At 70.3% G+C, this 21,961-nt stretch carries 23 protein-coding genes; 17 read left to right on the plus strand and 6 right to left on the minus strand.

Features of this window, described 5'->3' with window-relative positions; all coding sequences use genetic code 11:
• Nucleotides 1-26: 26 nt before the first annotated feature.
• From rpmF to QRN30_RS13505, 4 genes are read left to right on the plus strand one after another with little or no spacing between them, the layout of a single operon-like run.
• Nucleotides 27-230, plus strand: coding sequence for a 50S ribosomal protein L32 (gene rpmF / locus QRN30_RS13490; RefSeq protein ID WP_017888273.1), 204 nt, complete (start codon nucleotides 27-29; stop codon nucleotides 228-230).
• A gap of 13 nt (nucleotides 231-243) precedes the next feature.
• Nucleotides 244-969, plus strand: coding sequence for a ribonuclease III (rnc, locus tag QRN30_RS13495; RefSeq protein WP_017888272.1), 726 nt, complete (start codon nucleotides 244-246; stop codon nucleotides 967-969).
• Between the two features lie 4 nt (nucleotides 970-973).
• A complete protein-coding gene (mutM, locus tag QRN30_RS13500; RefSeq protein ID WP_017888271.1) occupies nucleotides 974-1,945 on the plus strand; it encodes a bifunctional DNA-formamidopyrimidine glycosylase/DNA-(apurinic or apyrimidinic site) lyase in 972 nt (323 codons plus the stop codon).
• 31 nt (nucleotides 1,946-1,976) lie between these two features.
• Entirely contained in the window at nucleotides 1,977-5,753 is a 3,777-nt protein-coding gene (locus QRN30_RS13505; RefSeq protein ID WP_284761209.1) for an AAA family ATPase, read from the plus strand.
• 98 nt (nucleotides 5,754-5,851) lie between these two features.
• Here the strand turns inward: QRN30_RS13505 and QRN30_RS13510 are convergent, their stop codons facing one another.
• Nucleotides 5,852-6,010, minus strand: a complete 159-nt coding sequence (locus QRN30_RS13510) for a hypothetical protein (protein ID WP_017888269.1) — start codon at nucleotides 6,008-6,010, stop codon at nucleotides 5,852-5,854.
• 107 nt (nucleotides 6,011-6,117) lie between these two features.
• Nucleotides 6,118-6,987: a signal recognition particle-docking protein FtsY gene (gene ftsY, locus QRN30_RS13515; protein ID WP_017888268.1), complete on the minus strand. Its 870-nt coding sequence runs from the start codon at nucleotides 6,985-6,987 to the stop codon at nucleotides 6,118-6,120.
• A gap of 217 nt (nucleotides 6,988-7,204) precedes the next feature.
• Here ftsY and QRN30_RS13520 point away from each other — a divergent pair, with 217 nt between their 5' ends.
• Nucleotides 7,205-8,230: a TerC family protein gene (locus tag QRN30_RS13520; RefSeq protein WP_017888267.1), complete on the plus strand. Its 1,026-nt coding sequence runs from the start codon at nucleotides 7,205-7,207 to the stop codon at nucleotides 8,228-8,230.
• 79 nt (nucleotides 8,231-8,309) lie between these two features.
• On the opposite strand, the gene lipA is transcribed toward QRN30_RS13520, so the two are convergent.
• Entirely contained in the window at nucleotides 8,310-9,293 is a 984-nt protein-coding gene (gene lipA / locus QRN30_RS13525) for a lipoyl synthase (protein ID WP_017888266.1), read from the minus strand.
• On the minus strand, nucleotides 9,290-10,021 hold the full coding sequence (lipB, locus tag QRN30_RS13530) for a lipoyl(octanoyl) transferase LipB (RefSeq protein ID WP_140448183.1): 732 nt from the start codon (nucleotides 10,019-10,021) through the stop codon (nucleotides 9,290-9,292). The genes lipA and lipB overlap by 4 nt, the downstream gene beginning before the upstream one ends.
• An 84-nt stretch (nucleotides 10,022-10,105) precedes the next feature.
• Here lipB and QRN30_RS13535 point away from each other — a divergent pair, with 84 nt between their 5' ends.
• Entirely contained in the window at nucleotides 10,106-10,756 is a 651-nt protein-coding gene (locus QRN30_RS13535) for a VOC family protein (RefSeq protein ID WP_159557903.1), read from the plus strand.
• A gap of 44 nt (nucleotides 10,757-10,800) precedes the next feature.
• Nucleotides 10,801-12,351, plus strand: coding sequence for a signal recognition particle protein (gene ffh / locus QRN30_RS13540; protein WP_017888263.1), 1,551 nt, complete (start codon nucleotides 10,801-10,803; stop codon nucleotides 12,349-12,351).
• A gap of 214 nt (nucleotides 12,352-12,565) precedes the next feature.
• On the opposite strand, the gene QRN30_RS13545 is transcribed toward ffh, so the two are convergent.
• A complete protein-coding gene (locus QRN30_RS13545) occupies nucleotides 12,566-13,705 on the minus strand; it encodes a glutamate--cysteine ligase (RefSeq protein WP_175470751.1) in 1,140 nt (379 codons plus the stop codon).
• A 71-nt stretch (nucleotides 13,706-13,776) separates the two neighbouring features.
• On the opposite strand from QRN30_RS13545, the gene QRN30_RS13550 reads away from it, so the two are divergent.
• The 5 genes from QRN30_RS13550 to trmD all read left to right on the plus strand — a co-directional run bounded on the left by QRN30_RS13550 (nucleotide 13,777) and on the right by trmD (nucleotide 17,993).
• Nucleotides 13,777-15,912, plus strand: coding sequence for an oxidoreductase (locus tag QRN30_RS13550; protein WP_284761210.1), 2,136 nt, complete (start codon nucleotides 13,777-13,779; stop codon nucleotides 15,910-15,912).
• A gap of 164 nt (nucleotides 15,913-16,076) precedes the next feature.
• A complete protein-coding gene (rpsP, locus tag QRN30_RS13555; protein WP_017888259.1) occupies nucleotides 16,077-16,490 on the plus strand; it encodes a 30S ribosomal protein S16 in 414 nt (137 codons plus the stop codon).
• Nucleotides 16,491-16,493: 3 nt separating this feature from the next.
• The gene (locus tag QRN30_RS13560; RefSeq protein ID WP_017888258.1) at nucleotides 16,494-16,730 is read left to right on the plus strand and encodes an RNA-binding protein; all 237 of its coding nucleotides are present in this window, start codon (nucleotides 16,494-16,496) and stop codon (nucleotides 16,728-16,730) included.
• A gap of 19 nt (nucleotides 16,731-16,749) precedes the next feature.
• Complete coding sequence (gene rimM, locus QRN30_RS13565) at nucleotides 16,750-17,295, plus strand: ribosome maturation factor RimM (protein WP_200942672.1); 546 nt, start codon at nucleotides 16,750-16,752, stop codon at nucleotides 17,293-17,295.
• Between the two features lie 5 nt (nucleotides 17,296-17,300).
• Nucleotides 17,301-17,993 carry a tRNA (guanosine(37)-N1)-methyltransferase TrmD gene (gene trmD / locus QRN30_RS13570; protein ID WP_017888256.1) on the plus strand — a complete coding sequence of 231 codons (693 nt, stop codon included), beginning with the start codon at nucleotides 17,301-17,303 and terminating at the stop codon, nucleotides 17,991-17,993.
• A gap of 170 nt (nucleotides 17,994-18,163) precedes the next feature.
• On the opposite strand, the gene map is transcribed toward trmD, so the two are convergent.
• Nucleotides 18,164-18,946 carry a type I methionyl aminopeptidase gene (gene map / locus QRN30_RS13575; protein WP_017888255.1) on the minus strand — a complete coding sequence of 261 codons (783 nt, stop codon included), beginning with the start codon at nucleotides 18,944-18,946 and terminating at the stop codon, nucleotides 18,164-18,166.
• A 168-nt stretch (nucleotides 18,947-19,114) separates the two neighbouring features.
• On the opposite strand from map, the gene rplS reads away from it, so the two are divergent.
• From rplS to QRN30_RS13600, 5 genes are all read left to right on the plus strand, one after another.
• Nucleotides 19,115-19,471: a 50S ribosomal protein L19 gene (rplS, locus tag QRN30_RS13580; protein WP_017888254.1), complete on the plus strand. Its 357-nt coding sequence runs from the start codon at nucleotides 19,115-19,117 to the stop codon at nucleotides 19,469-19,471.
• 123 nt (nucleotides 19,472-19,594) lie between these two features.
• Nucleotides 19,595-20,338, plus strand: a complete 744-nt coding sequence (gene lepB, locus QRN30_RS13585; protein ID WP_017888253.1) for a signal peptidase I — start codon at nucleotides 19,595-19,597, stop codon at nucleotides 20,336-20,338.
• Nucleotides 20,335-21,075 (plus strand): ribonuclease HII, encoded by a 741-nt coding sequence (gene rnhB / locus QRN30_RS13590; RefSeq protein ID WP_284761211.1) that lies wholly within the window; start codon nucleotides 20,335-20,337, stop codon nucleotides 21,073-21,075. Before lepB ends, rnhB begins: the two co-directional genes overlap by 4 nt.
• A 12-nt stretch (nucleotides 21,076-21,087) precedes the next feature.
• Nucleotides 21,088-21,411, plus strand: coding sequence for a DUF2469 family protein (locus QRN30_RS13595; RefSeq protein ID WP_017888251.1), 324 nt, complete (start codon nucleotides 21,088-21,090; stop codon nucleotides 21,409-21,411).
• Between the two features lie 114 nt (nucleotides 21,412-21,525).
• Nucleotides 21,526-21,876, plus strand: coding sequence for a histone-like nucleoid-structuring protein Lsr2 (locus tag QRN30_RS13600; protein WP_056068961.1), 351 nt, complete (start codon nucleotides 21,526-21,528; stop codon nucleotides 21,874-21,876).
• The last annotated feature ends 85 nt before the right edge of the window (nucleotides 21,877-21,961 follow it).

The raw sequence follows: 21,961 nt of genomic DNA on the forward strand, positions 1-21,961 counted from the left end.
CACCGACCAACCGAAAGAGATTCACCATGGCCGTTCCCAAGCGCAAGCAGTCCCGTGCGAACACGCACGCCCGTCGTTCGCAGTGGAAGGCCACGCCGATCCAGCTCGTGAAGACGATCGAGAACGGTCAGGTCACCTACAGCCTCCCGCACCGCGCGAAGGTCGTCGAGGACTCGGCCGGCACGCCCCTGTACATGGAGTACAAGGGCCGCAAGGTCGCCGACGTCTGATCGGACCGAACGCATGACGACAACGTCCGGCGCTGCGGGGTCTCGCCCCGCGGGGCCGGACGTCGTTCGTCTGCAGGGCATCCTCGGGGTCGACATCGACCTCGAGCTGCTCCAGCTCGCCCTGACGCACCGTTCCTACGCCTACGAGCACGGCGGCATCAAGCACAACGAGCGCCTCGAGTTCCTCGGGGACTCGATCCTCGGCCAGGCCGTGACCGTGAAGCTCTACCGGTCGTTCCCCGACCTCGACGAAGGCGACCTCGCCAAGCGTCGAGCGAGCCTGGTGTCGACCGTGGCGCTGGCCGAGATCGCCCGGATGATCGGGCTCGGCCGCTACCTGCGCCTCGGCAAGGGCGAGGAACAGACCGGTGGGCGCGACAAGTCGTCGATCCTGGCCGACACGGTCGAAGCCGTGATCGGCGCGACGTACCTGTCGGCCGGCCCCGACCCGGCCACCGAGCTCGTGCTCCGTCTGGTCGAGCCGCTCATGATCGACCCGGACCGCTTCGGCGCCGCGATGGACCCGAAGACGAGCCTGCAGGAGCTCGCCTCGAGCCGCTCGCTCGGCAACCCGGCGTACCGCGTCACCGAGACCGGCCCGGACCACGACAAGACCTTCACGGCCACGGTCGTCCTGCAGGGCGAGGACATCGCCACCGGCACCGGGTCGAGCAAGAAGGCAGCCGAGATGGCCGCCGCGCTCGACGCGTGGACGCGGCTGTCCGGTCGAGCGGCCTGACCGCGTGCCCGAACTCCCCGAGGTCGAGGTCGTCCGCGCCGGCCTCGAACCCGCCGTCAGCGGCGCGCGGGTCCTGCACGTCGACGTGGTCGACGACCGTGCCCTGACCCGGCACGACGGCCCCGCCGAGGACTTCGCCGACCGACTGACCGGTCGCACCATCGCCGCCGCCGTCCGCCGGGGCAAGTTCCTCTGGATGCCGCTGCAGCCCGAGCACGACGGGGACCGCCCCGAGGCACTCGTCGCCCACCTCGGCATGAGCGGGCAGATCCTGCTGGGCCGTGGTCGGCAGGCGGCGAAGCACCGGCGGATCCTCATCGACGTGCAGCCCGCGGGCACCGACCGTGCGGGTGCGCCGGAACCCCCGGTGGAGCTCGAGTTCGTCGACCAGCGCACGTTCGGTTCGATGGCGATCGACGCGATGGTGCCGACGATCGACGGTGCTCCCGCCGGGTTCGGCGGGCAGGTCGACGCGACCGACCCCGACGCCGTGTGGCGCCGCTGGGTGCCCGGCCAGGTGTCGCACATCGCGCGTGACCCACTCGATCCCGCGTTCGACGACGACCGGTTCACCGCGATGGCCCGGAAGCGCTCGAGCGGCATCAAGCGGGTGCTGCTCGACCAGGGTGTCGTGAGCGGCATCGGCAACATCTACGCCGACGAGTCGCTGTGGGCGGCGAAGCTGCACTACGACCGCGCCGCCGACCGGCTCACCCGCGCCGACCTGCGACGCCTGCTCGACGAGGTCCGCGCCATCCTGCGCCGGGCGCTCGAGGACGGAGGCACGAGCTTCGACGCCCAGTACGTCAACGTGAACGGGCAGTCCGGGTACTTCTCGCAGCGCCTGAACGTCTACGGCCAGCAGGGCAAGCCGTGCCCCCGCTGCGGCACCACGATCGTCCGCGAGGCCTTCATGAACCGGTCGAGCCACATCTGTCCCGTGTGCCAACCGCGTCCCCGTGCCCGCACGCGTTAGCCTGACGCCAACCTGAGCATCCGGAGACCGCATGTACTTGAAGAGCCTGACCATCAAGGGGTTCAAGTCCTTCGCGCAGCCGACGACGTTCGCGTTCGAGCCGGGCGTGACGTGCATCGTCGGCCCGAACGGCTCCGGCAAGTCGAACGTGGTGGACGCCCTGGCCTGGGTGATGGGGGAGCAGGGGGCGAAGACCCTGCGCGGCGGCAAGATGGAGGACGTCATCTTCGCCGGCACCTCCACCCGCGGTCCGCTCGGTCGCGCCCAGGTGCTGCTGACCATCGACAACAGCGACGGCCTGCTGCCGATCGAGTACTCCGAGGTGACGATCGCGCGCACACTGTTCCGCAACGGCGGCAGCGAGTACGCCATCAACGGTGAGAACTGCCGACTGCTCGACGTGCAGGAGCTGCTGAGCGACACCGGCCTGGGCCGTGAGATGCACGTGATCGTCGGGCAGGGGCAGCTCGACAAGGTGCTGCACGCCACGCCGGAGGACCGCCGCGGCTTCATCGAGGAGGCCGCGGGGATCCTGAAGCACCGCCGCCGCAAGGAGAAGACCCTCCGCAAGCTCGACGCGATGCAGACCAACCTGACCCGCTTGTCCGACCTGGCCGGTGAGATCCGGCGGCAGCTGAAGCCCCTCGGGCGACAGGCCGAGGTCGCGCGCAAGGCCCAGTCGGTCGCCGCGGTCTTCCGCGACGCCAAGGCCCGCATCCTGGCCGACGACGTGGTGCGCCTGCGCCGCGAGCTGCACGACCACCAGGAGGTCGAGGCCGGCCGCAAGTCCGAGCGCATCGTCCTGACCGAACGGCTCGACCAGACCCGGGTGCGCCAGCAGCACGTCGAGCAGAGCATGGTCGGCGACGACGTCGACCGCGCCCGCACCGTCGTGCACCGGCTCGAGAGCGTGCAGGAGCGCCTCCGCGGCCTGTCGAGCCTGGCGAACCAGCGCCTGATGTTCCTGGCGCAGCAGGCCGACGCCCCGCAGCAGGGCCCGACCGTCACCCAGGAGCAGGTGGACGGGGTCCGCGCCGAGGCCGATCGCCTCGCGGCCCGTGCCGACGAGATGCAGGGCGGCTCGGCGACGACGGCCCGTGCCGTGCAGGACGCCCGGGTCGCCCTCGACGCCCTCGACGAGCGGATCGCCGCGCAGGCCGCCCGGGTCTCGCAGCACGACCTCGAGGCGCAGCGGCTCGCCAGTGCCGTTGACGTCGCGCGGTCGAAGCGCGGTTCCGCCGTCGCCGACCGTGAACGGCGGGAGCGGGCTCTCGCCGAGGCCGGGGAGCGTGCCGAGCGTGCTGCGGCGGCCCTCGCCGAACTCGGGGTCGACCCGTCCGAAGGTGTCGACGAGGCCGCACTCGCGCAGACCCTCGAGCAGGCGCGTGCCGAGCTCGAACGGGCACAGAGCGCGCGCGACGAGCAGCGCGACCGGCTGCACGCCCTCGAACGCGAGCGGGACGCCCTGGACGCCCGGGTCACCGCGCTCGGCATGTCGATCGAGGTCCGTGACGGCTCGCAGGCCCTGATCGACGCCGGCCGCGCGGGCATCGTCGGTCGCCTGGCCGACAGCCTGACCGTGTCGCCCGGGTTCGAGGCCGCGATCGCCACCGCGCTCGAGGGCATCGCCGACGCCGTGCTCGCCGACGGCCGCGGTGTGGCGCTCGACGCCGTCGACCACGCCCGTGCCGCTGACCTCGGCCGGATCGACGTCGTCGTCGCGGACGCCGCGCCCGTCTCCACCGCTCTGCCCGCGACCCTGCCGGCCGGCGTCCGCCGTGCCACCGACCTGGTGCAGGGACCGCCGGCGCTCGCGTCGATCCTGCGCGACACGCTGGTCGCGGAGACCGACGACCTCGACCTGGAGGCGGTGCTCACCGCCGCCCCGCAGGCCACGGTGGTCACGCGGTCCGGCGACCTCGTCCGTGCGGTCCGCGTGACCGGCGGCGGGGAACGCGTGACCTCGCGCATCGAGCTCGTCGCGGAGCGCGACGACGCCGTGACCCGACGCGACGCGATCGCGACCGACGCCGAGGACGCCGCCACGGGCCTCCAGACCGCGCGCAGCGCCGTCGAGGACGCACGCCGTCGTGCGGACGAGGCCGACGCGGCATCCCGGGCGTACACGCGGGCGAAGGCCGAGTACGACCGCACGAGTGCGTCGACGCGGGCGAAGGCGGAGAACGCCGCGGCCGAGGTCGAGCGCCTGCGCGCCGCGCTGGCGGAGACCGACGGTGCCGTCGAGACCGCCGAGGCGGCGCTGGCCGAGGCCGAGTCGGCCCACCGGACCTTCACCGAGCAGGACCGCCCCGTGGTCGACGCGTCCGAGCGCCCCGCGCTGCAGGACGCGCTCGAGGCCGCGCGCGCCGCCGAGGTCGAGCAGCGCATCCAGGTCGAGACCGTGCGCGAGCGGGTGCGCGCCGAACGGAACCGCGCCGACCAGCTCGAACGCCAGCTGGAGGCCGAGCGTGCCGCCGCTGAGGAAGCCGCGCGGCTCGCGGTGATCCGCCGCGGACAGATCCGCACCGCCGAAGCCGTGCTCGCCGACCTGCCCGGGGTGCTCGGCGCGGTCGACCGTTCGCTGGCCGAGGCGCGGGTGCAGCTGGCGACCGAGGAAGCCGAGCGGTCGAAGCGCAACACCGAGCTGCAGACGATCCGCAACGAGGAACGTGAACTCCGCGACCGCCTGCAGACCATCACCGACGGCGTGCACTCCCTCGAGATGGAGATCTACGAGAAGAAGCTGCACGTCTCCGGCGTCCTCGACCGGGCGCAGAGCGAGCTCGGGCTGACCGAGGCGGTACTGGTGGCCGAGTACGGGCCGCACGTGCCGGTGCCGGTCGACGTGCTCGTGGACCCGCGGGTGCTCGCGCGGAAGCACCGCGAGGCGGAGCGCGCAGCGGCGGCCGTCGCCGCCGACGCCGCGGGCGTGCCCGAGCCGGACCGCGCGGACGCGCACGAAGACGCAGACGCAGACGCAGACGCCGAGATGAGCACCGACGACGGCACTGACGAGCCGGCCGACGACCTGGCCCTCGTCGAGCCTGCGTCCACCCTGCCCGGCGGCCCCGCCCTGCCCGAGTTCGACACGACCGACGAGATCGACCCCGCCGACGTCGAGACCGTCCCCTACGTCCGCGCCGAGCAGGAGCGCCGGCTCAAGGCCGCCGAGCGCGACCTCGGGCAGCTCGGCAAGGTGAACCCGCTCGCGCTCGAGGAGTTCCAGGCGCTCGAGCAGCGGCACGCGTTCCTCGCCGAGCAGCTCGAGGACCTGCAGAAGACCCGGACGGACCTGCTGACGATCATCGACGAGCTCGACACGAAGATGCAGACGATCTTCGAGTCCGCGTTCAACGACACGAAGGAAGCGTTCGACGTCATCTTCCCGATCCTGTTCCCGGGCGGATCGGGGTCGATCAACCTGACCGATCCGTCCGACCTGCTGGGCACCGGGATCGACGTGCAGGTGAAGCCCGCCGGCAAGAAGATCGACCGCCTGACGCTGCTGTCCGGCGGCGAGCGGTCGCTGGCTGCGGTGGCGCTCCTCGTCGCGATCTTCACCGCGAGGCCGTCGCCGTTCTACATCATGGACGAGGTCGAGGCGGCGCTCGACGACGCCAACCTCGGCCGTCTGCTGACCGTGTTCGAGCGCCTGCGCGAGTCGTCGCAGCTCATCGTCATCACGCACCAGAAGCGCACGATGGAGATCGCGGACGCCCTGTACGGGGTGTCGATGCGGCAGGACGGCGTCTCCGCCGTCGTCGGGCAGCGGGTGCAGAAGCGCGAGCCGGCGGACGCGGTCGCGTAGGCGCCCTGGTCGCGACTCGACGACAGACAGGAGGCGCGGTGCCAGCTGGCACCGCGCCTCCTGTTCCGTCAGGTGCGTCCGGACAGGACGCCGGGTCGCTACGCGCGACCGCGGATCGTCCGGAGCAGCCAGCCGATGATCCCGAGCAGGATGAGCACGATGCCCACCCAGAGCAGGAGCTTCAGGGCGCCGACGAAGATGCCGCTGAAGAGCAGGACGAGGCCGACGATGATCGCGATGATCAGCAGTGCGGGCATGAGGGTCTCCTATCCCTGGAACGAGACCGAGCAGATGCCCGGACCAGATCGGGACGCTACTCCTCGGCGCCGCATCGCGTTCGCTCGTGCGGCGGGACCGCGCCCGCTCAGCCGACGAGGTTCTGCACGAACACGTGCGGCGTGAAGCCCGTCAGGTCGTTGATGCCCTCGCCCTGCCCGATGAGCTTGATCGGGATGCCGGTCTTCTCCTGCACGCTGAGCACGAAGCCGGCCTTGGCCGAGCCGTCGAGCTTCGTGATGACGAGGCCGGTCACGCCGGCGCCCTCGATGAATGCCTGGGCCTGGGCGAGTCCGTTCTGGCCGGTCGTCGCGTCGAGGACGAGCAGGACCTCGCTGATCTCGGTCTGCTTCTCGACGACGCGCTTGATCTTGGTGAGCTCGTCCATCAGCCCGGCCTTGGTGTGCAGGCGCCCGGCGGTGTCGATGACGACGATCTCGGTCTGGTCGCGGATCGCCTTCTCGACGGTCTGGTACGCCACCGATGCGGGGTCCTGCCCGGGCTGCGACGGACGGACGACGTCGACCCCGGCGCGCTGGGCCCAGGTGGCGACCTGCTCGACCGCCGCGGCGCGGAACGTGTCCGCCGCCCCGACGAGCACCGTGCGGTCGTAGGTCTTCAGGAACTTGGCGAACTTGCCGATCGTCGTGGTCTTGCCGACGCCGTTCACCCCGACGACGAGCACCACGGCGGGCCGCGCGCTGAGCTTCAGGGTGGTGTCGAGCTTCGAGAGCCGTTCCTCGAGGACCTCGCGGAGCATGCGCTGCAGGTCGGCGGGGTCGGTCGTGCCGTACCGGTCGACGCGGGCGTGCAGGTCCTCGATGATCTCCTCGGAGATGTCCGGGCCGAAGTCGGCGCCGATCAGGGCGGTCTCGAGGTCCTCCCACGTGGTCTCGTCGATCGTCTTGCGCTGGAAGAGGCCGCGCAGCCGTGTGGACAGTGACCAAGAACTCGCCATGCTCCCAGCTTAGAGCGCGGCACATGTCCGCTGTGCCCGGTATGCTCGGGGACACGAAGGGGAGTATTCCCTCTCGGTGACCCCGTCAGTACGGTCCGGAACGATCCGGCCCCGGGGCGCCGGTCGTGCGGCACCGGTTCCGGTGCGGGGCGACGGAAGAGACCTTCAGGCCTCGGCGTACCCGCACACCAGTGGCACGCCCTACCTGAAGGAAACCGTGGACGTCCCACTCTTCGTCTGGCTCATCACGATCGCCGGCATCCTCGCGCTGCTCGTGTTCGACTTCTACTCGCACGTGCGCACGCCGCACGTGCCGCACATCCGCGAATCCGCGTTCTGGTCGGCCTTCTACATCGGCCTGGCCATCCTGTTCGGCATCGGGATCCTGGTGTTCGGCGGCGGACAGGCCGGTGGTGAGTACTTCGCCGGCTGGCTGACCGAGAAGGCGTTGTCGGTCGACAACCTCTTCGTCTTCCTCATCATCATGTCGAGCTTCGCCGTGCCGAAGGAGTTCCAGCAGAAGGTCCTGCTGGTCGGCGTCGCGATCGCGCTCGTCGCCCGCGGTGTGTTCATCGCCCTCGGCGTCACGATCATCGAGAACTTCTCGTGGGTCTTCTACCTGTTCGGTGCGCTGCTGTTCTGGCTCGCCTGGTCGCAGGCCCGCAGCGGCAACGACCACGGCAACGAGGGCGATTCGCGGCTCATCCGGATCCTCAAGCGCTTCATCCCGACCTCGGACCACTACGACGGTGACCGCCTGACCACCCGCGTCGACGGCAAGCGCCTGTTCACCCCGATGCTGCTCGTCATGGTCGCCATCGGCCTCACCGACGTGCTGTTCGCGCTCGACTCCATCCCCGCGATCTTCGGGCTGACGCAGGACGCCTTCATCGTGTTCACCGCGAACGCGTTCTCGCTCCTCGGGCTCCGGCAGCTGTACTTCCTGATCGCCGGTCTGCTCGAGCGCCTCATCTACCTGGGTCAGGGCCTGGCCGTCATCCTGGCGTTCATCGGTGTGAAGCTCGTCTTCCACGCCATGCACGTCAACGAGCTGCCCTTCATCAACGGTGGCGAGCACATCGAATGGGCGCCGGAGATCCCGATCTGGTTCTCGCTGGGCTTCATCGCCCTGACGATCACGGTCGCGACGATCGCCTCGCTCGTGGTCTCGAAGCGCCGCCAGGAGCGCGGGCTCACCCCGTCGGGTGAGCCGAAGGAGTCGGTGGAAGCCGACGCGAAGTAGTCGTCACCACCTGACGGACGCCAGGCGCGGTGCCAGCTGGCACCGCGCCTGGCGTCTGTCCGGAGCGTCGCCCGGAGCGTCAGACGGCCTGGCGACCGGGGGTCGCGTCGAGCAGGTGGGCCAGGTGCTCGGGAACCGAGCCGCCGCGCGCCACCGTCGCCCGTGCCCACAGCCGGCCCGCCCGGTACGACGACCGGACCAGCGGCCCGGCGAGGACCCCCGCGTAGCCCATCTGCTCGGCGAGCTGGCGGAGCTCGACGAACTCCGCAGGGCTGACCCAGCGCGCGACCGGCAGGTGCCGCGGTGACGGGCGGAGGTACTGCGTCAGCGTGATGATGTCCGTGCCGGCGTCGTGCAGGCGCTGCAGGGCGTCCTCGATCTCGATGCGCTCCTCGCCCATGCCGAGGATCAGGTTCGACTTCGTGACGAGTCCGGCGTCGCGGCCCTGGGTGATGACGTCCAGGGAGCGTTCGAACGTGAACGCCGGTCGGATCCGCTTGAAGATCCTCGGGACGGTCTCGACGTTGTGCGCGAAGACCTCGGGGCGGGCGTCGAACACCTGGCCGAGCTGGTCCGGTCGGCCGTTGAAGTCCGGCACCAGGATCTCGACGCCGGTGCCGGGGGAGTGCTCGTGGATCTGCCGGATCGTCTCGGCGTAGAGCCAGGAGCCGCCGTCGGGCAGGTCGTCCCGTGCGACGCCGGTCACCGTGGCGTACTTCAGGCCCATCGAGACGACGGAGTCCGCGACCCGGCGGGGCTCGTCGCGGTCGAGCGGTTCCGGCTTGCCGGTGTCGATCTGGCAGAAGTCGCAGCGGCGGGTGCACTGCGATCCGCCGATCAGGAACGTCGCCTCGCGGTCCTCCCAGCACTCGAAGATGTTCGGGCAGCCGGCCTCCTGACAGACGGTGTGCAGCTGCTGGTCCTTGACCAGGGCGGACAGCTCGCGGAACTCGGGGCCCTGCGTGGCGCGGGTCTTGATCCACCCGGGTTTCGTCTCGATCGGGGTCTCGGCGTTCCGGGCCTCGACCCGGAGCATGCGGCGGCCTTCGGGGGCGAGGGTCATACGAGGGTCTCCTGTCGGGCGGGCGCGTTGCTGGTGCTCGTGCTGGTGCTGGGGGCTGTCGTGCTGATCCGGTGGCCGCGGTGCATGCCGTCGACGGCCTGTTGGACGCCGTGCGCTACCAGGGGTGCGAGGTCGTCGACGGTCACGGGAGCGAGCCCCAGGTGCGCCGCGGCGGCGCGCAGCGTCGTGACCCCGGCGTCCGCGATGCCGCACGGGACGATCGCTCGGTAGGCGTCGAGGGCGTTGTCGCAGTTGATCGCGATGCCGTGGCTCGTCACGCCCTCGGCGACGTGCAGCCCGATGGCGCCGATCTTGGCGGCGGGGGAGCCGTCCGAGCTCGGCACCCATGCACCGCTGCGCCCGTCGACCCGTTCAGCGTGCACTCCGACGGCGGCAGCAGCGTCGATGATGACCTGCTCCAGGTCGCGCACCCAGGCGACGACGTCGAGGGGTTCGGCGAGTCGGACGATCGGGTAGGCGACGAGCTGCCCCGGGCCGTGCCAGGTGATGCGGCCGCCGCGGTCGGTGTCGACGACGGGGGCACCGTTCGTCGGTAGGTCGGAGGGTTCGGTGCGGCGTCCGGCGGTGTACACGGACGGGTGCTCGCACAGCACGAGGGCTCCGGGGGAACGGCCTGCGACGACGGCGGCGTGCAGGTCCCGCTGCAGAGCGAGACCGTCGGCGTAGTCGAGCAGCCCGGGGTGGTGCACGATCTCGAGTTCCGGCATGCGGCGACTGTACGACAGTTTCTGGACGGCGTCCAACAACCATCCTCTTGACCTCAACTATGGTTGAGATGTTCCGATGGGGACATGGACATCCGCCAGGTACAGCTCGCCACCCGATCGCTCGACGACACCGCCCGGTTCTTCGAACGGCTGGGGTGTCCGGTCGAGATCGTCGACGCCGCGGTGCGCGTCGTCGTGGGGTCGTCGCTCCTCGTGTTCCGTGAACTGCCCGAGATGACCGGAGCCCTGCACCTGGCGATCACGATCCCCACTGGGACGTTCGACGCGGCCAAGGCCTGGATCGCCGGACTGACGACGGTGCTCGGTACGGATGACCAGGACGAGTTCGAGGGGCCGCCGAACTGGAACTCGCGGTCGGTCTACTTCGAGGGGCCCGACGAGCAGCTCCTCGAGCTCATCGAGCGGCGGGACCTGCCCGCAGACGCGGGCGAGAACACGGTCGTCCCGCTCGTCTCCATCAGCGAGGTCGGCGTCCCCGTCCCCGACGTCCTCGGCGCCGTCGATGCCCTGCGACGCGCCGGTCTCGAGCCCTACGCGAACCCGCCGGGGGAGTCCTTCGCCGCGGTCGGCGACGTGGACGGCCTCGTGATCCTGGTGTCGCCCGACCGGCGCTGGTTCCCGACCGGTGACCGGAGTCCGTCGATCGCGCCGGTGGTCGTCGACCTGGGCCTCGGGGCACCGCTCGAACTGACCGAGGGTGTCCTCCTGCGGTGAACGGACCGGTGCGGCCTGCGCGAGCCTTGTAGAATCGATGGATCATGGCGCAATTCGGCTCACTCTCCGATCGGCTGACCGAGACCTTCCGCAATCTGCGGAGCAAGGGTCGGCTGACTCCGTCCGACGTCGACGGCACCGTCCGCGAGATCCGGCGGGCCCTCCTCGACGCCGACGTCGCGCTCGAGGTCGTCAAGGCGTTCACCGCCTCGGTGCGCGAGCGTGCCCTCTCCGACGAGGTCAACCGCGCGCTCAACCCGGCGCAGCAGGTCGTCCAGATCGTCAACGAGGAACTCGTCGGCATCCTCGGCGGGCAGCAGCGACGGCTCGAGTTCGCGAAGAAGCCGCCGACGGTCATCATGCTCGCGGGTCTGCAGGGTGCCGGTAAGACGACCCTGGCCGGCAAGCTCGGCAAGTGGCTCAAGAAGGACGGCCACACCCCGATGCTCGTCGCGGCGGACCTGCAGCGACCGAACGCCGTGCAGCAGCTGCAGGTGGTCGGCGAGCAGGCCGGCGTGCACGTCTTCGCGCCCGAGCCCGGCAACGGTGTCGGTGACCCGGTCAAGGTCGCCAAGAACGCCATCAAGGCCGCGATCGACCAGCAGTACGACACCGTCATCGTGGACACCGCCGGTCGTCTCGGTGTCGACGCCGAGCTGATGAAGCAGGCGGCGAACATCCGCAAGGCCGTCGACCCGGACGAGGTCCTGTTCGTCATCGACGCGATGATCGGTCAGGACGCCGTCAACACGGCCCGCGCGTTCCAGGAAGGCGTCGACTTCACCGGTGTCGTCCTGTCGAAGCTCGACGGTGACGCCCGCGGTGGTGCTGCCCTGTCGGTGGCCAGCGTGACCGGCCGCCCGATCATGTTCGCGTCGACGGGTGAGTCGCTCGACGACTTCGAGCCGTTCCACCCGGACCGCATGGCGAGCCGGATCCTCGACCTCGGCGACATCCTGTCCCTCATCGAGCAGGCGCAGGGTGCCTTCGACGAGGAAGAGGCGCGCAAGGTCGCGGACAAGATCGCGACCGACAACTTCACGCTGAACGACTTCCTGCAGCAGATGCAGCAGCTCCGCAAGGCCGGCTCCATCAAGGGCATGCTCGGCATGCTCCCGGGCGCCAAGGGCATGCGCGAGGCGCTCGACAACTTCGACGAGCGCGAGATCGTCCGCACCGAGGCGATCATCCAGTCGATGACGCCCCAGGAGCGCGAGCTCCCGAAGCTGCTGAACGGTTCGCGTCGTCTGCGCATCGCGCGCGGCGCCGGATCGACCGTCACCGAGGTCAACGCCCTGGTGAACCGGTTCGAGCAGGCCGCCAAGATGATGAAGACCGTCGCCCGCGGCGGTGTGCCGCAGATGCCGGGCATGGGTCCGATCCCGGGCATGCACGGTGGCAAGAAGCAGCAGCAGGGTGGCAAGAAGAAGTCGAAGGTCGGCAACCCGGCCAAGCGCGCGGCCCTCGCGGCCGGTGCCGCGGCTGCACCGCAGCAGGCCCCGCAGGGCTCCGGCCTCGGCCTCGGTGGCGCCAAGGGTTCCAAGGCGCCGACCGAGGAAGAGCTCGCGTCGCTGCAGAAGTTCCTGGGTCGCTGACGCGGCTCGCGATCGCGACCACCTGACGGACGGGCGCGCTCCGCTCAGCGTGACGCGCCAGCGGCACGCGGGGCGCGCCCGTCCGTCGTCCGGTCGCGTCGCGACGTTCCTTCCCATCGCACGCGCGCTGGAAACCTGAATCGGGCGTACCTGGTCGGAAGGAACGTCCAGGTACGCCCGATTGGACCGGGTACGCCCGGTCCGGGCGGGTGCGTCAGAGCGCGTCGCGGAACTCCGTGACCAGGTGGCGGACCACCGCGCGCAGGTCGCCGCCGTTCTCGCGCGCGACCTGCAGCTGCCGCTGGTACGAGGCGCCGCGCTCGATCATCGTGTCGAGGTGGTGCAGTTCGTCCTGGCAGCCGAGCCGCTCCGCGATCGGGTCGAGCCGCTGCACCAGGTCGTGCACCTCGTCGGTCACGAGCCGCTCGTCACCGGCGACGTTCGTGATGATCTCGGCCTCCATGCCGTAGCGGGCCGCGCGCCACTTGTTCTCGCGGATGAACCACGGCTGCATCGTCGGCAGGGTCTCACCGGCGTCGAGCCGGTCCGAGCACGCGGTGACCAGGCACTGCACCAGCGCGGTGACGGCACCGACCTCGTGCAGGGTCGAGATGCCGTCGGACACGCGGTTTTCCAGGGTGCCCCAGCCGGGCGAGGGGCGGATGTCCCAGCGCAGGTCCTTCACGCTGTCGATGACGCCGGTGTGCGTGAGGTCGCCCACGACCTCCTCGAAGTTCGCCCAGGCACCGAGCTGTGGCGGGAGTCCACCGGTCGGGAGCTGCTGGAACATGAGCGCACGGTTCGAGGCGTACCCGGTGTCGGTCCCGCCCCAGAACGGGCTCGACGCCGTGAACGCCTGCAGGTGCGGAACGTAGGCGAGCATCGCGTTCATGATCGGGACCGCCTTGTCGCGGTCGTCGATGCCGACGTGCACGTGCACCCCCCAGATGAGCATCTGGCGTCCCCACCAGCGGGTGCGGTCGATCAGGGTCGTGTAGTGCTCGCTGTCCGGGGTGATCTCCTGCTGGTCCCAGACGGCGAACGGGTGCGTGCCGGAGCACATCACCTGGGCGTCGAGCGGTTCGGCGGCGTCGATGACCTCGCCGATGATGCCGGACAGCTCGCTCGTCGCCGCACCCACCCGATCGTGGACGCTCGACACGACTTCGACCGTGTTGGTCAGCAGCTCCTCGGTGACGCGGTCGGGGTCACCGAGCCGCTCGTGCACGGCGGCGATGACGGCGGGGGCGCGTGGCGCGAGGTCGCCGGTCGACAGGTCGACCAGCGGGAGTTCCCACTCGACGCCGATGGTCGACGGGCGGGACTCGGTGAAGCGGATGTCCATGCCGTCCATCCTGCCCGGAACGTTGTCGGACACGCACAACGATCCGTCCGCCGGTCGCACGGACCCCGCAGAATGGGCGCATGAGCAGCGTCGCTTCCGCCCCCGTCGTCCCGGAGTCGCTCCGGAGCGTGGCGTCACCCTGGACCCTCGGGCCCCTGCACCTGCCGAACCGGGTGGTGATGGGGTCGATGCACACCGGGCTCGAGGTGCAGGACGACGGTGGTGCCGGCATGGCCGCGTTCTACCGGGAGCGCGCGGCCGGCGGAGCCGCGTGCATCATCACCGGCGGCATCGCGGTCAACGACGAGGCCCGCGGTGGTCCGGACTTCGCGGTGTTCGGGGTCGGGGGAGCCGACGAGCGGTTCCGGGTCGCGGTGCAGGCCGTGCACGACGAGGGCGGGACGATCCTGGCGCAGCTGTTCCACGCCGGTCGGTACGCCCTGGCGTCGGGGATGGTCGACCGGCACGGGGACCCGCAGCGCGTCGTGGCGCCCTCGGCCCTGCCGTGGGCAGCCGCCCGGGGCGTGGTGCCGACCGCGCTGACGTCGGCCGAGGTCGAGCGGACCATCGAGGACTTCGCCGTCGCTGCCCGCACCGCCCGCGCGATCGGGTTCGACGGCGTGGAGATCATGGCGTCCGAGGGGTACCTGATCAACCAGTTCCAGTCGCCGCTGACGAACCTGCGCGACGACGAGTGGGGCGGCGACGCAGCACGTCGTCGGCGGTTCGCGATCGAGGTCGTCCGGGCGGTGCGCACCGCCGTCCCGGACCTCGCCGTGACGATCCGGCTGTCCGGCGCCGACCTGATGCCCGGCTCCTCGACCGACGACGAGGTCGACGCACTCGTGCACGACCTGCTGCCGCTCGGGCTCGACGGCATCTCGGTCGGCATCGGCTGGCACGAGTCCCGCACCCCGACGGTGCAGGCCGCGGTGCCGCACGGGGCCTGGCTGGCGTACGCGTCCCGGATCGCCGGGGTGGTGCGCGCGTCCCCGCACCCGCACGTCCGCGTGATCGCCTCGAACCGGATGACGGACCTGCGGGACGGCGAGGCGGTGCTCGCGGACGGCCTGCTCGACGCCGTCGCCCTCGCCCGACCGTTCCTGGCCGATCCCGCGCTCGTCGACCGCTCCCTGGCCGGCCGGTTCGCCCTCGTGAACACCTGCATCGGCTGCAACCAGGCGTGCCTCGACCGGTCGATCATCGGCGCACCGGTGTCGTGCCTGGTGAACCCCCGCGCCGGCCGCGAGGTCGCGTTCCCCGCACGCCCGACGGCCGACCCGAAGCGCGTCGACGTCGTCGGCGGCGGTCCGGCCGGGCTCGCCGCGGCGGTGGACGCCGCCCGCCGCGGCCACGAGGTCACCCTCTGGGAGGCGTCCGACCGTCTCGGCGGCCAGTTCGGCCTCGCCGCACTCGTCCCGGGGAAGGAGGACTACGCCGCCACGGTGCGGTCCGCCCGCACGGAGCTCGAGGAGCGGGGCGCGACCATCCACCTCGGACGCCCGGCCACGGCTCGGGACCTCGTCGACAGCGACGCCGTCGTGCTCGCGGCCGGGGTGGTCCCGCGGAGCATCGACGTCCCTGGCAGCGACTTGCCGCACGTGCTGTCCTACGAGCGGGCGCTGCGGGACGGCGTCCCCGAGGGCACCGTCGCGATCATCGGCGGCGGCGGCATCGGGGTGGACACCGCGGCGTTCCTGACCGAGTCGCCCGACGAGGCCGTCCGGGCCGCCGGGTTCGCGGCGCGCTGGGACCTCGACGTGTCCGAGGAACTCGTCGGCGACGTCCCGCAGCGGCTCCCCGCGGCACCGCGCACCACCCGACCGGGGCCGGACGTGACGGTGCTCCGCCGATCGGGCAAGTTCGGCCACGGGATCGGCATCACCTCGCGGTGGGTCGCGATCGGTCGGCTGCGCGACGCCGGCGTGCGGATGGTCGGCGGCGTGCAGGAGTACCTGCGCATCGAACCCGGGGTGCTCTGGATCCGCGACGAGCACGGGGACGAGGTCGGCGTGCCGGCGGACACCGTCGTGGTCTGCGCCGGGCAGGAGCGGGCGAGCGACGCCGAGGGTGACGCTCCCGACGGACTCGCCACGGGCCTCCAGGCCGCCGGCGTGCCGTACGCCGTCGTCGGCGGCGCGCGGGACGCACGGAGCGTGGACGCGGTCCGGGCGACGTCCGAAGCCCTCGAAGCGGTGCGGCGCCTCGCCCCGTAGCGAGTCGGCTCGCATCACGGCCGGGAATCTGCAAGAATGAACGGTCGAATCGCCGCAGCTCGACCCTCTATCCAGCTGTGAGCGATCTCTCTCGAGCTTTCGCCGTGTGTGCCCCCACGCCCGCGGTTCCAGTTCAACCACAACGAAAGCAAACAGGAGCAATTGTGGCTGTCAAGATCCGTCTGAAGCGTCTCGGTAAGATCCGTGCGCCCTACTACCGCATCGTCGTCGCCGACTCGCGCACCAAGCGCGATGGTCGTGTCCTCGAGGAGATCGGTCAGTACCACCCCACCGAGGAGCCCTCGGTCATCAAGATCGAGTCCGAGCGTGCGCTCTACTGGCTCGGCGTCGGCGCGCAGCCGACCGAGCAGGTCGCGGCCCTCCTCAAGCTGACCGGCGACTGGGCCAAGTTCAAGGGCGAGAAGGACACCGAGTCCAAGGTCAAGGTCGCCGAGCCGAAGCAGGCCTTCCAGGTCGACTCCTCGAAGAAGGCCGTCCTCAAGCCGAAGTCGGAGAAGACGGCTCCCGCCGCCAAGGCCGACGACGCCGAGACCGCCGACGAGACGACCGAGGCGTAGTCCTTGCTCGAATCCGCGCTGACGCACCTCGTCAAGGGGATCGTCGATCACCCTGACGACGTGCGCGTCGCCAGCTCCACCTCCCCACGCGGCGAGGTCCTCGAGGTGCGTGTGCACCCCGAGGACCTCGGCCGCGTGATCGGTCGCGCCGGGCGCACCGCCAAGGCGCTCCGCACCCTCGTCACGGCCCTGGCCGACGGCAAGCGCGTGCGGGTCGACGTGGTGGACACCGATTCCTAGGGAGACGACCCAGCTCCGGGTGGGTCGAATCACGAAGGCGCACGGGCTCAAGGGCGGCATCAAGCTCGAGCTCTACACCGACGACCCGGATCGTCGGTTCACCCCGGGCGCCACCTTCACGCTCCAGGTCCCCGACGACTCTCCGTGGTCGGGCAAGACCCTCGAGCTGGACGAACTCCGCTGGTACAACGGTCACCCCGTCGCGTTCTTCGCCGGGATCGACGACCGCACCGGCGCCGAGTCCCTGGCACGCATCATCCTCTGGGTCGAGCAGGACGCCGACGCCGAGACCGGTGAGGACGACGCCTGGTACGACCACCAGCTCGTCGGGTTGAAGGTCCTGCGCGACGGCGCCGAGGTCGGCACCGTCGCCCGTGTGGACCACATGCCCGCGCAGGACCTGCTCGCGATCGACACGCCGACCCGCGGCGAGGTCCTCGTGCCGTTCGTCTCCGCCATCGTGCCCGCGGTCGACATCGCTGCCGGCACCGTCACGGTCACGCCGCCGCAGGGCCTGTTCGAGGACCCCGAGGACACCTCGCGCCCCGAGACGGTCACGGACTAGCTGCCGTGCGGATCGACATCGTCACGATCTTCCCGGAGTTCTTCTCCGTGCTGGACGTGTCCCTGCTCGGCAAGGCGCGCTCCGGCGGCCTGCTCGACCTGCACGTGCACGACCTGCGGTCGTGGACCACCGACCGGCACCGCACCGTCGACGACACCCCGTACGGCGGTGGCGCTGGCATGGTGATGAAGCCGGAACCGTGGGCGCAGGCGCTCGAAGCGCTCTTCCGCCCCGACGGCTCGTCGACCCTGGTGGTCCCGACGCCGGCCGGCACCCCCTTCACGCAGTCGATCGCGCGCTCGCTCGCGTCGACGTCCGACCACCTCGTGTTCGCCTGCGGGCGGTACGAGGGCATCGACGCCCGCGTCTTCGAGTGGGCGTCATCGCGCGCCACCGTCGTCGAGCTCTCGCTCGGTGACTACGTGCTGAACGGTGGCGAGGTCGCCGCGATGGCGATCATCGAGGCCGTCGGTCGACTGGTCCCCGGCGTGGTCGGCAACCCCGAGTCACTGGTCGAGGAGTCCCACGAGGACGGTCTGCTCGAGTACCCCTCGTACACCAAGCCCGCGTCGTGGCGCGGCCTGGACGTCCCCGACGTCCTGCTCAGCGGGCACCACGCCCGCGTCGGTGCCTGGCGGCACGAGCAGCAGCTGGAGCGGACGCGGCGCGTCCGTCCGGACCTGCTGCCCGACGCGTAGCGCGACCCGTCCTGGGAAAGCGACAGACGTCCGCGGAACATCCGCGGACACCTGTCGCTTTCGCTGTTCTGACGGTCCGCGGCCTGCGAGATCTGTCGCCTCGGTGGGGTGGGGGCGACGCGTGACGGACTGGAGGCGCGGTGCCAGCTGGTGCCGCGCCTCCAGGCCCGCTACTGGTCGCGCTGGGCGCGACGCAGGGTCAGGACCTCGGGTCCGGCCTCGGTGACCGCCACGGTGTGCTCGACGTGCGCAGCGCGCGAGCCGTCGACGCTGCGCAGGGTCCAGCCGTCGTCGTCCTGGGAGAGCTCGTCGGTCGTCTGCATGAGCCACGGTTCGATGGCGACGACCAGCCCCGGCCGGAGCTTGAGCCCGCGGCCCGGACGGCCGTCGTTCGGCACGTGCGGGTCCCCGTGCATCGTGCGGCCGACGCCGTGCCCGCCGAACTGCAGGTTGACGTCGTGACCGGCCTGGTGCGCGACGTGTCCGATGGCGTGAGAGACGTCGCCGAGCTTGTTGCCGGGGGCGGCCTGGGCGATGCCGGCCGCCAGCGCCCGCTCGACGGTGGCGATCAGGGCCTGGTCCTCGGCACGCGGCGTCCCGACCTGGACGCTGACGGCGGAGTCCGCGACCCAACCGTCGACGCTCGCGGCGAAGTCCAGGCTCACCAGGTCGCCGTCCTGCAGCGCGTAGTCGTGCGGCAGGCCGTGCAGGGCGGCGTCGTTGACCGACGTGCAGAGGTTCTTGCCGAACGGCGACATCCCGAACGACGGGTGGTAGTCGACGTAGCAGCTCTCGGCCCCGCGCTCGGCGATCATCCGGGCGGCGACGCGGTCGAGGTCGAGCAGGTTCACGCCGACGTCGACCGTCTCGAGCAGTTCGTCGAGCACGTCGGCCACGAACCGGCCGGCGACACGCAGGCCGTCCAGCTCGGCGGGGGTGCGGAGTTCGATCATGGGTCCATCCTCGTCGTTTTGCCTCGCGCGCTCTCTGTGGCAGTATTGAACGCTGTGCCCTGGCTGGACTCTGCCACGGGGGAGTCGCCGACACCGGGCACGCACCACCACTTTCCGAACCTTCTATCCGCGGCGACCCGTGTGCGTCCGCAGAGAGTGAAACCCACCATGAGCCAGCTCCTCGACAACGTCGACGCAGCATCGCTGCGGACCGACGTCCCGGACTTCCGTCCCGGCGACACCATCAAGGTGCACGTCAACATCATCGAAGGCACGCGCTCGCGTATCCAGGTCTTCCAGGGTGTCGTCATCGGCCGTCAGGGCCACGGCATCGGCGAGACCTTCAAGGTCCGCAAGGTGAGCTTCCAGGTCGGCGTCGAGCGCTGGTTCCCGGTGCACTCGCCGATCATCGACCACATCGAGATCGTCACCAAGGGTGACGTCCGTCGTGCGAAGCTCTACTACCTGCGCGAGCTCCGCGGCAAGGCGGCTCGCCGCAAGATCAAGGAGAAGCGCGACGCCTGATCGCCTTCACAGTGAACGTCCGCGAGCCGGACGACGCTGCGAGCCCCTCGTCCATGTACGGTTGTGCATCGACGGGGGGCTCTTCCCATTGCGGCAGAGCGAGCGGTTCGAACGAGAGCGGAAATGACGGACACGACAGACGATTCGGGGCGCAGGCCACGTGCCGAGAAGCAACGGAACGGTGTCCTCACATTCCTCCGCGACCTCGTCATCATCTTCATCGCGGCACTCCTCGTGTCGTTCCTGGTGAAGACGTTCCTGATCCGGTCGTTCTACATCCCGTCGGCATCGATGGAGAACACGCTGCAGATCAACGACCGCGTGATCGTCAACGAGCTCGTTCCCGGAACCGTGGCGCTGAAGCGGGGGGACGTCGTCGTCTTCAAGGACCCGGGCGGATGGCTCACCGGTTCCGACGTGCCGAACGTCACGCCGGACACGCAGCCCGCCAAGGCCATCGACTGGGCCCTGACGCAGGTCGGGCTCGGCACGGGGGACAGCGACGACCACCTCATCAAGCGCGTCATCGGGCTGCCGGGTGACAAGGTGTCGTGCTGCAACGACCTCGGGCAGATGTCCGTCAACGGCGTCCCCATCAAGGAGCCGTACCTGAAGCTGCCCGCCGGTGCCCCGGCCTCGGCGACCGATTTCTCGGTGACCGTGCCGAAGGGCACCATCTGGGTGATGGGCGACAACCGGAACGATTCGAAGGACTCCCGGTACAACGGTGACACCCCGTCGAAGGGCTTCGTCCCGATGTCCGACGTCACCGGCCGCGCGTTCGTCATCTCCTGGCCGGCGAGCCGGTGGACCTGGCTCGACGACCACCCCGAGGTGTTCGCCGGCGTGGAGGAGCGCGACGAGTGACCGCCGTCCGTCCGTCGCTCCGGGTCGAGAAACGGCTGCTGGCCGAGGGCCGCGTGACCGTGATCGGCATGGACGAGGTCGGCCGTGGCGCCATCGCCGGTCCTGTCGGGGTCGGAGTGGCCGCGGTGACGCTCGACATCGGACGTGTGCCCCAGGGGCTCGCCGACTCGAAGCTGCTCTCCGAAGCGCGCCGGACCGACCTGGTGCCCGTCGTGCAGCGTTGGGCGCGGACAGCGGTCGGCATGGCCTCGGCGGAGTTCGTCGACCAGCAGGGCATCGTCCCCGCCCTCGGTGCTGCCGGGGCGCAGGCGCTCGGTTCCCTGGTCGCAGACGGGGTGTCCCTCGACGGCGCAGTGGTCGTGCTCGACGGCTCGTTCGACTGGTTGAGCAGGGCCATCCCCGAATCCCTCCGGCCGGCGACGGAACCGCTCGAGGTCGTCGTGCGGGTCAAGGCCGACCGCGACTGCGCCTCGGTGGCCGCGGCGTCCGTGGTGGCCAAGGTCGCGCGTGACGCCGTCATGATCACGGCGCACGACGACGCTCCGCACTACGGCTGGGTGTCGAACAAGGGGTACGGGTCGACGGCGCACTACGACGCGATCCGGACGGTCGGGGCGCACACCCTGCACCGGAAGTCGTGGCTGCACCAGGCCTCGAGCGTCGCGCTGGACGGGTTCGACGAACTCGACGCCCCCGCGGCCCTCACCGGTCCTCCGCTCGGGCGTCCGTCGCCGTAGACTGTGGGCGCAATGGATGAGGACGAATTCGACGACTACGACCGCGAGGTCGAGCTGGCCCTGTACCGCGAGTACCGAGACGTGGTCTCGCAGTTCCGTTACGTGGTCGAGACGGAGCGCCGTTTCTACTTGGCGAACGAGGTCGAACTCGTGCGCCGTGACACGGAGCACGACTTCTACTTCGAACTGACCATGAACGACGTCTGGGTCTGGGACGTCTACCGTTCCGACCGGTTCGTCAAGGGTGTCCGCGTGCTCACGTTCAAGGACGTGAATGTCGAGGAGCTCACGACGCGGGAACTCGAACTGCCGAAGGAACTCGCACTCGACGAGTGATCGTCGCTTTTCATTCTGCTGCTTTCTCGGTGAATCGCCGGTGATCCGAAGCGCCATGGAATTGTTCGCGCTATTCTGATGGGGATTTAACCGCCCCACGAACAGGAGCACCCCATGGCACAGAAGGTCACCGTCCAGCTCGTCGACGACCTCGACGATTCCCCCATCACCACCGGTGAAGGCCGGACGGTCGAATTCGCGTTCGACGGCTCGTCGTACGAGATCGACCTGTCGAACGACAACGTCGACAAGTTCCGCGAGGCGATCTCCGATTACGTCGCCGCGGCGCGCAAGGTCTCCGGTCGTCGGACCGGTGGCGGTTCCGCCCCGAAGTCCGCACCCAAGCGCGGCAACTCGGAAGAGCTCGGCAAGATCCGCGAGTGGGCCAAGGAGAACGGGTACGAAGTCTCGTCCCGTGGTCGTATCTCGACGCAGGTGCAGGAAGCGTACGCAGCAGCGCACTGACGCTCGCCGCAGCAGGACCCGGGTGATCTCGATCGCCCGGGTCCTTCTTCTTTCCTCCACAGTGGCAATCTGCTCGCACTGATTC

The organism is Curtobacterium sp. MEB011 (genome assembly GCF_030209655.1).
In the GTDB taxonomy this organism is placed as follows: domain Bacteria; phylum Actinomycetota; class Actinomycetes; order Actinomycetales; family Microbacteriaceae; genus Curtobacterium; species Curtobacterium poinsettiae.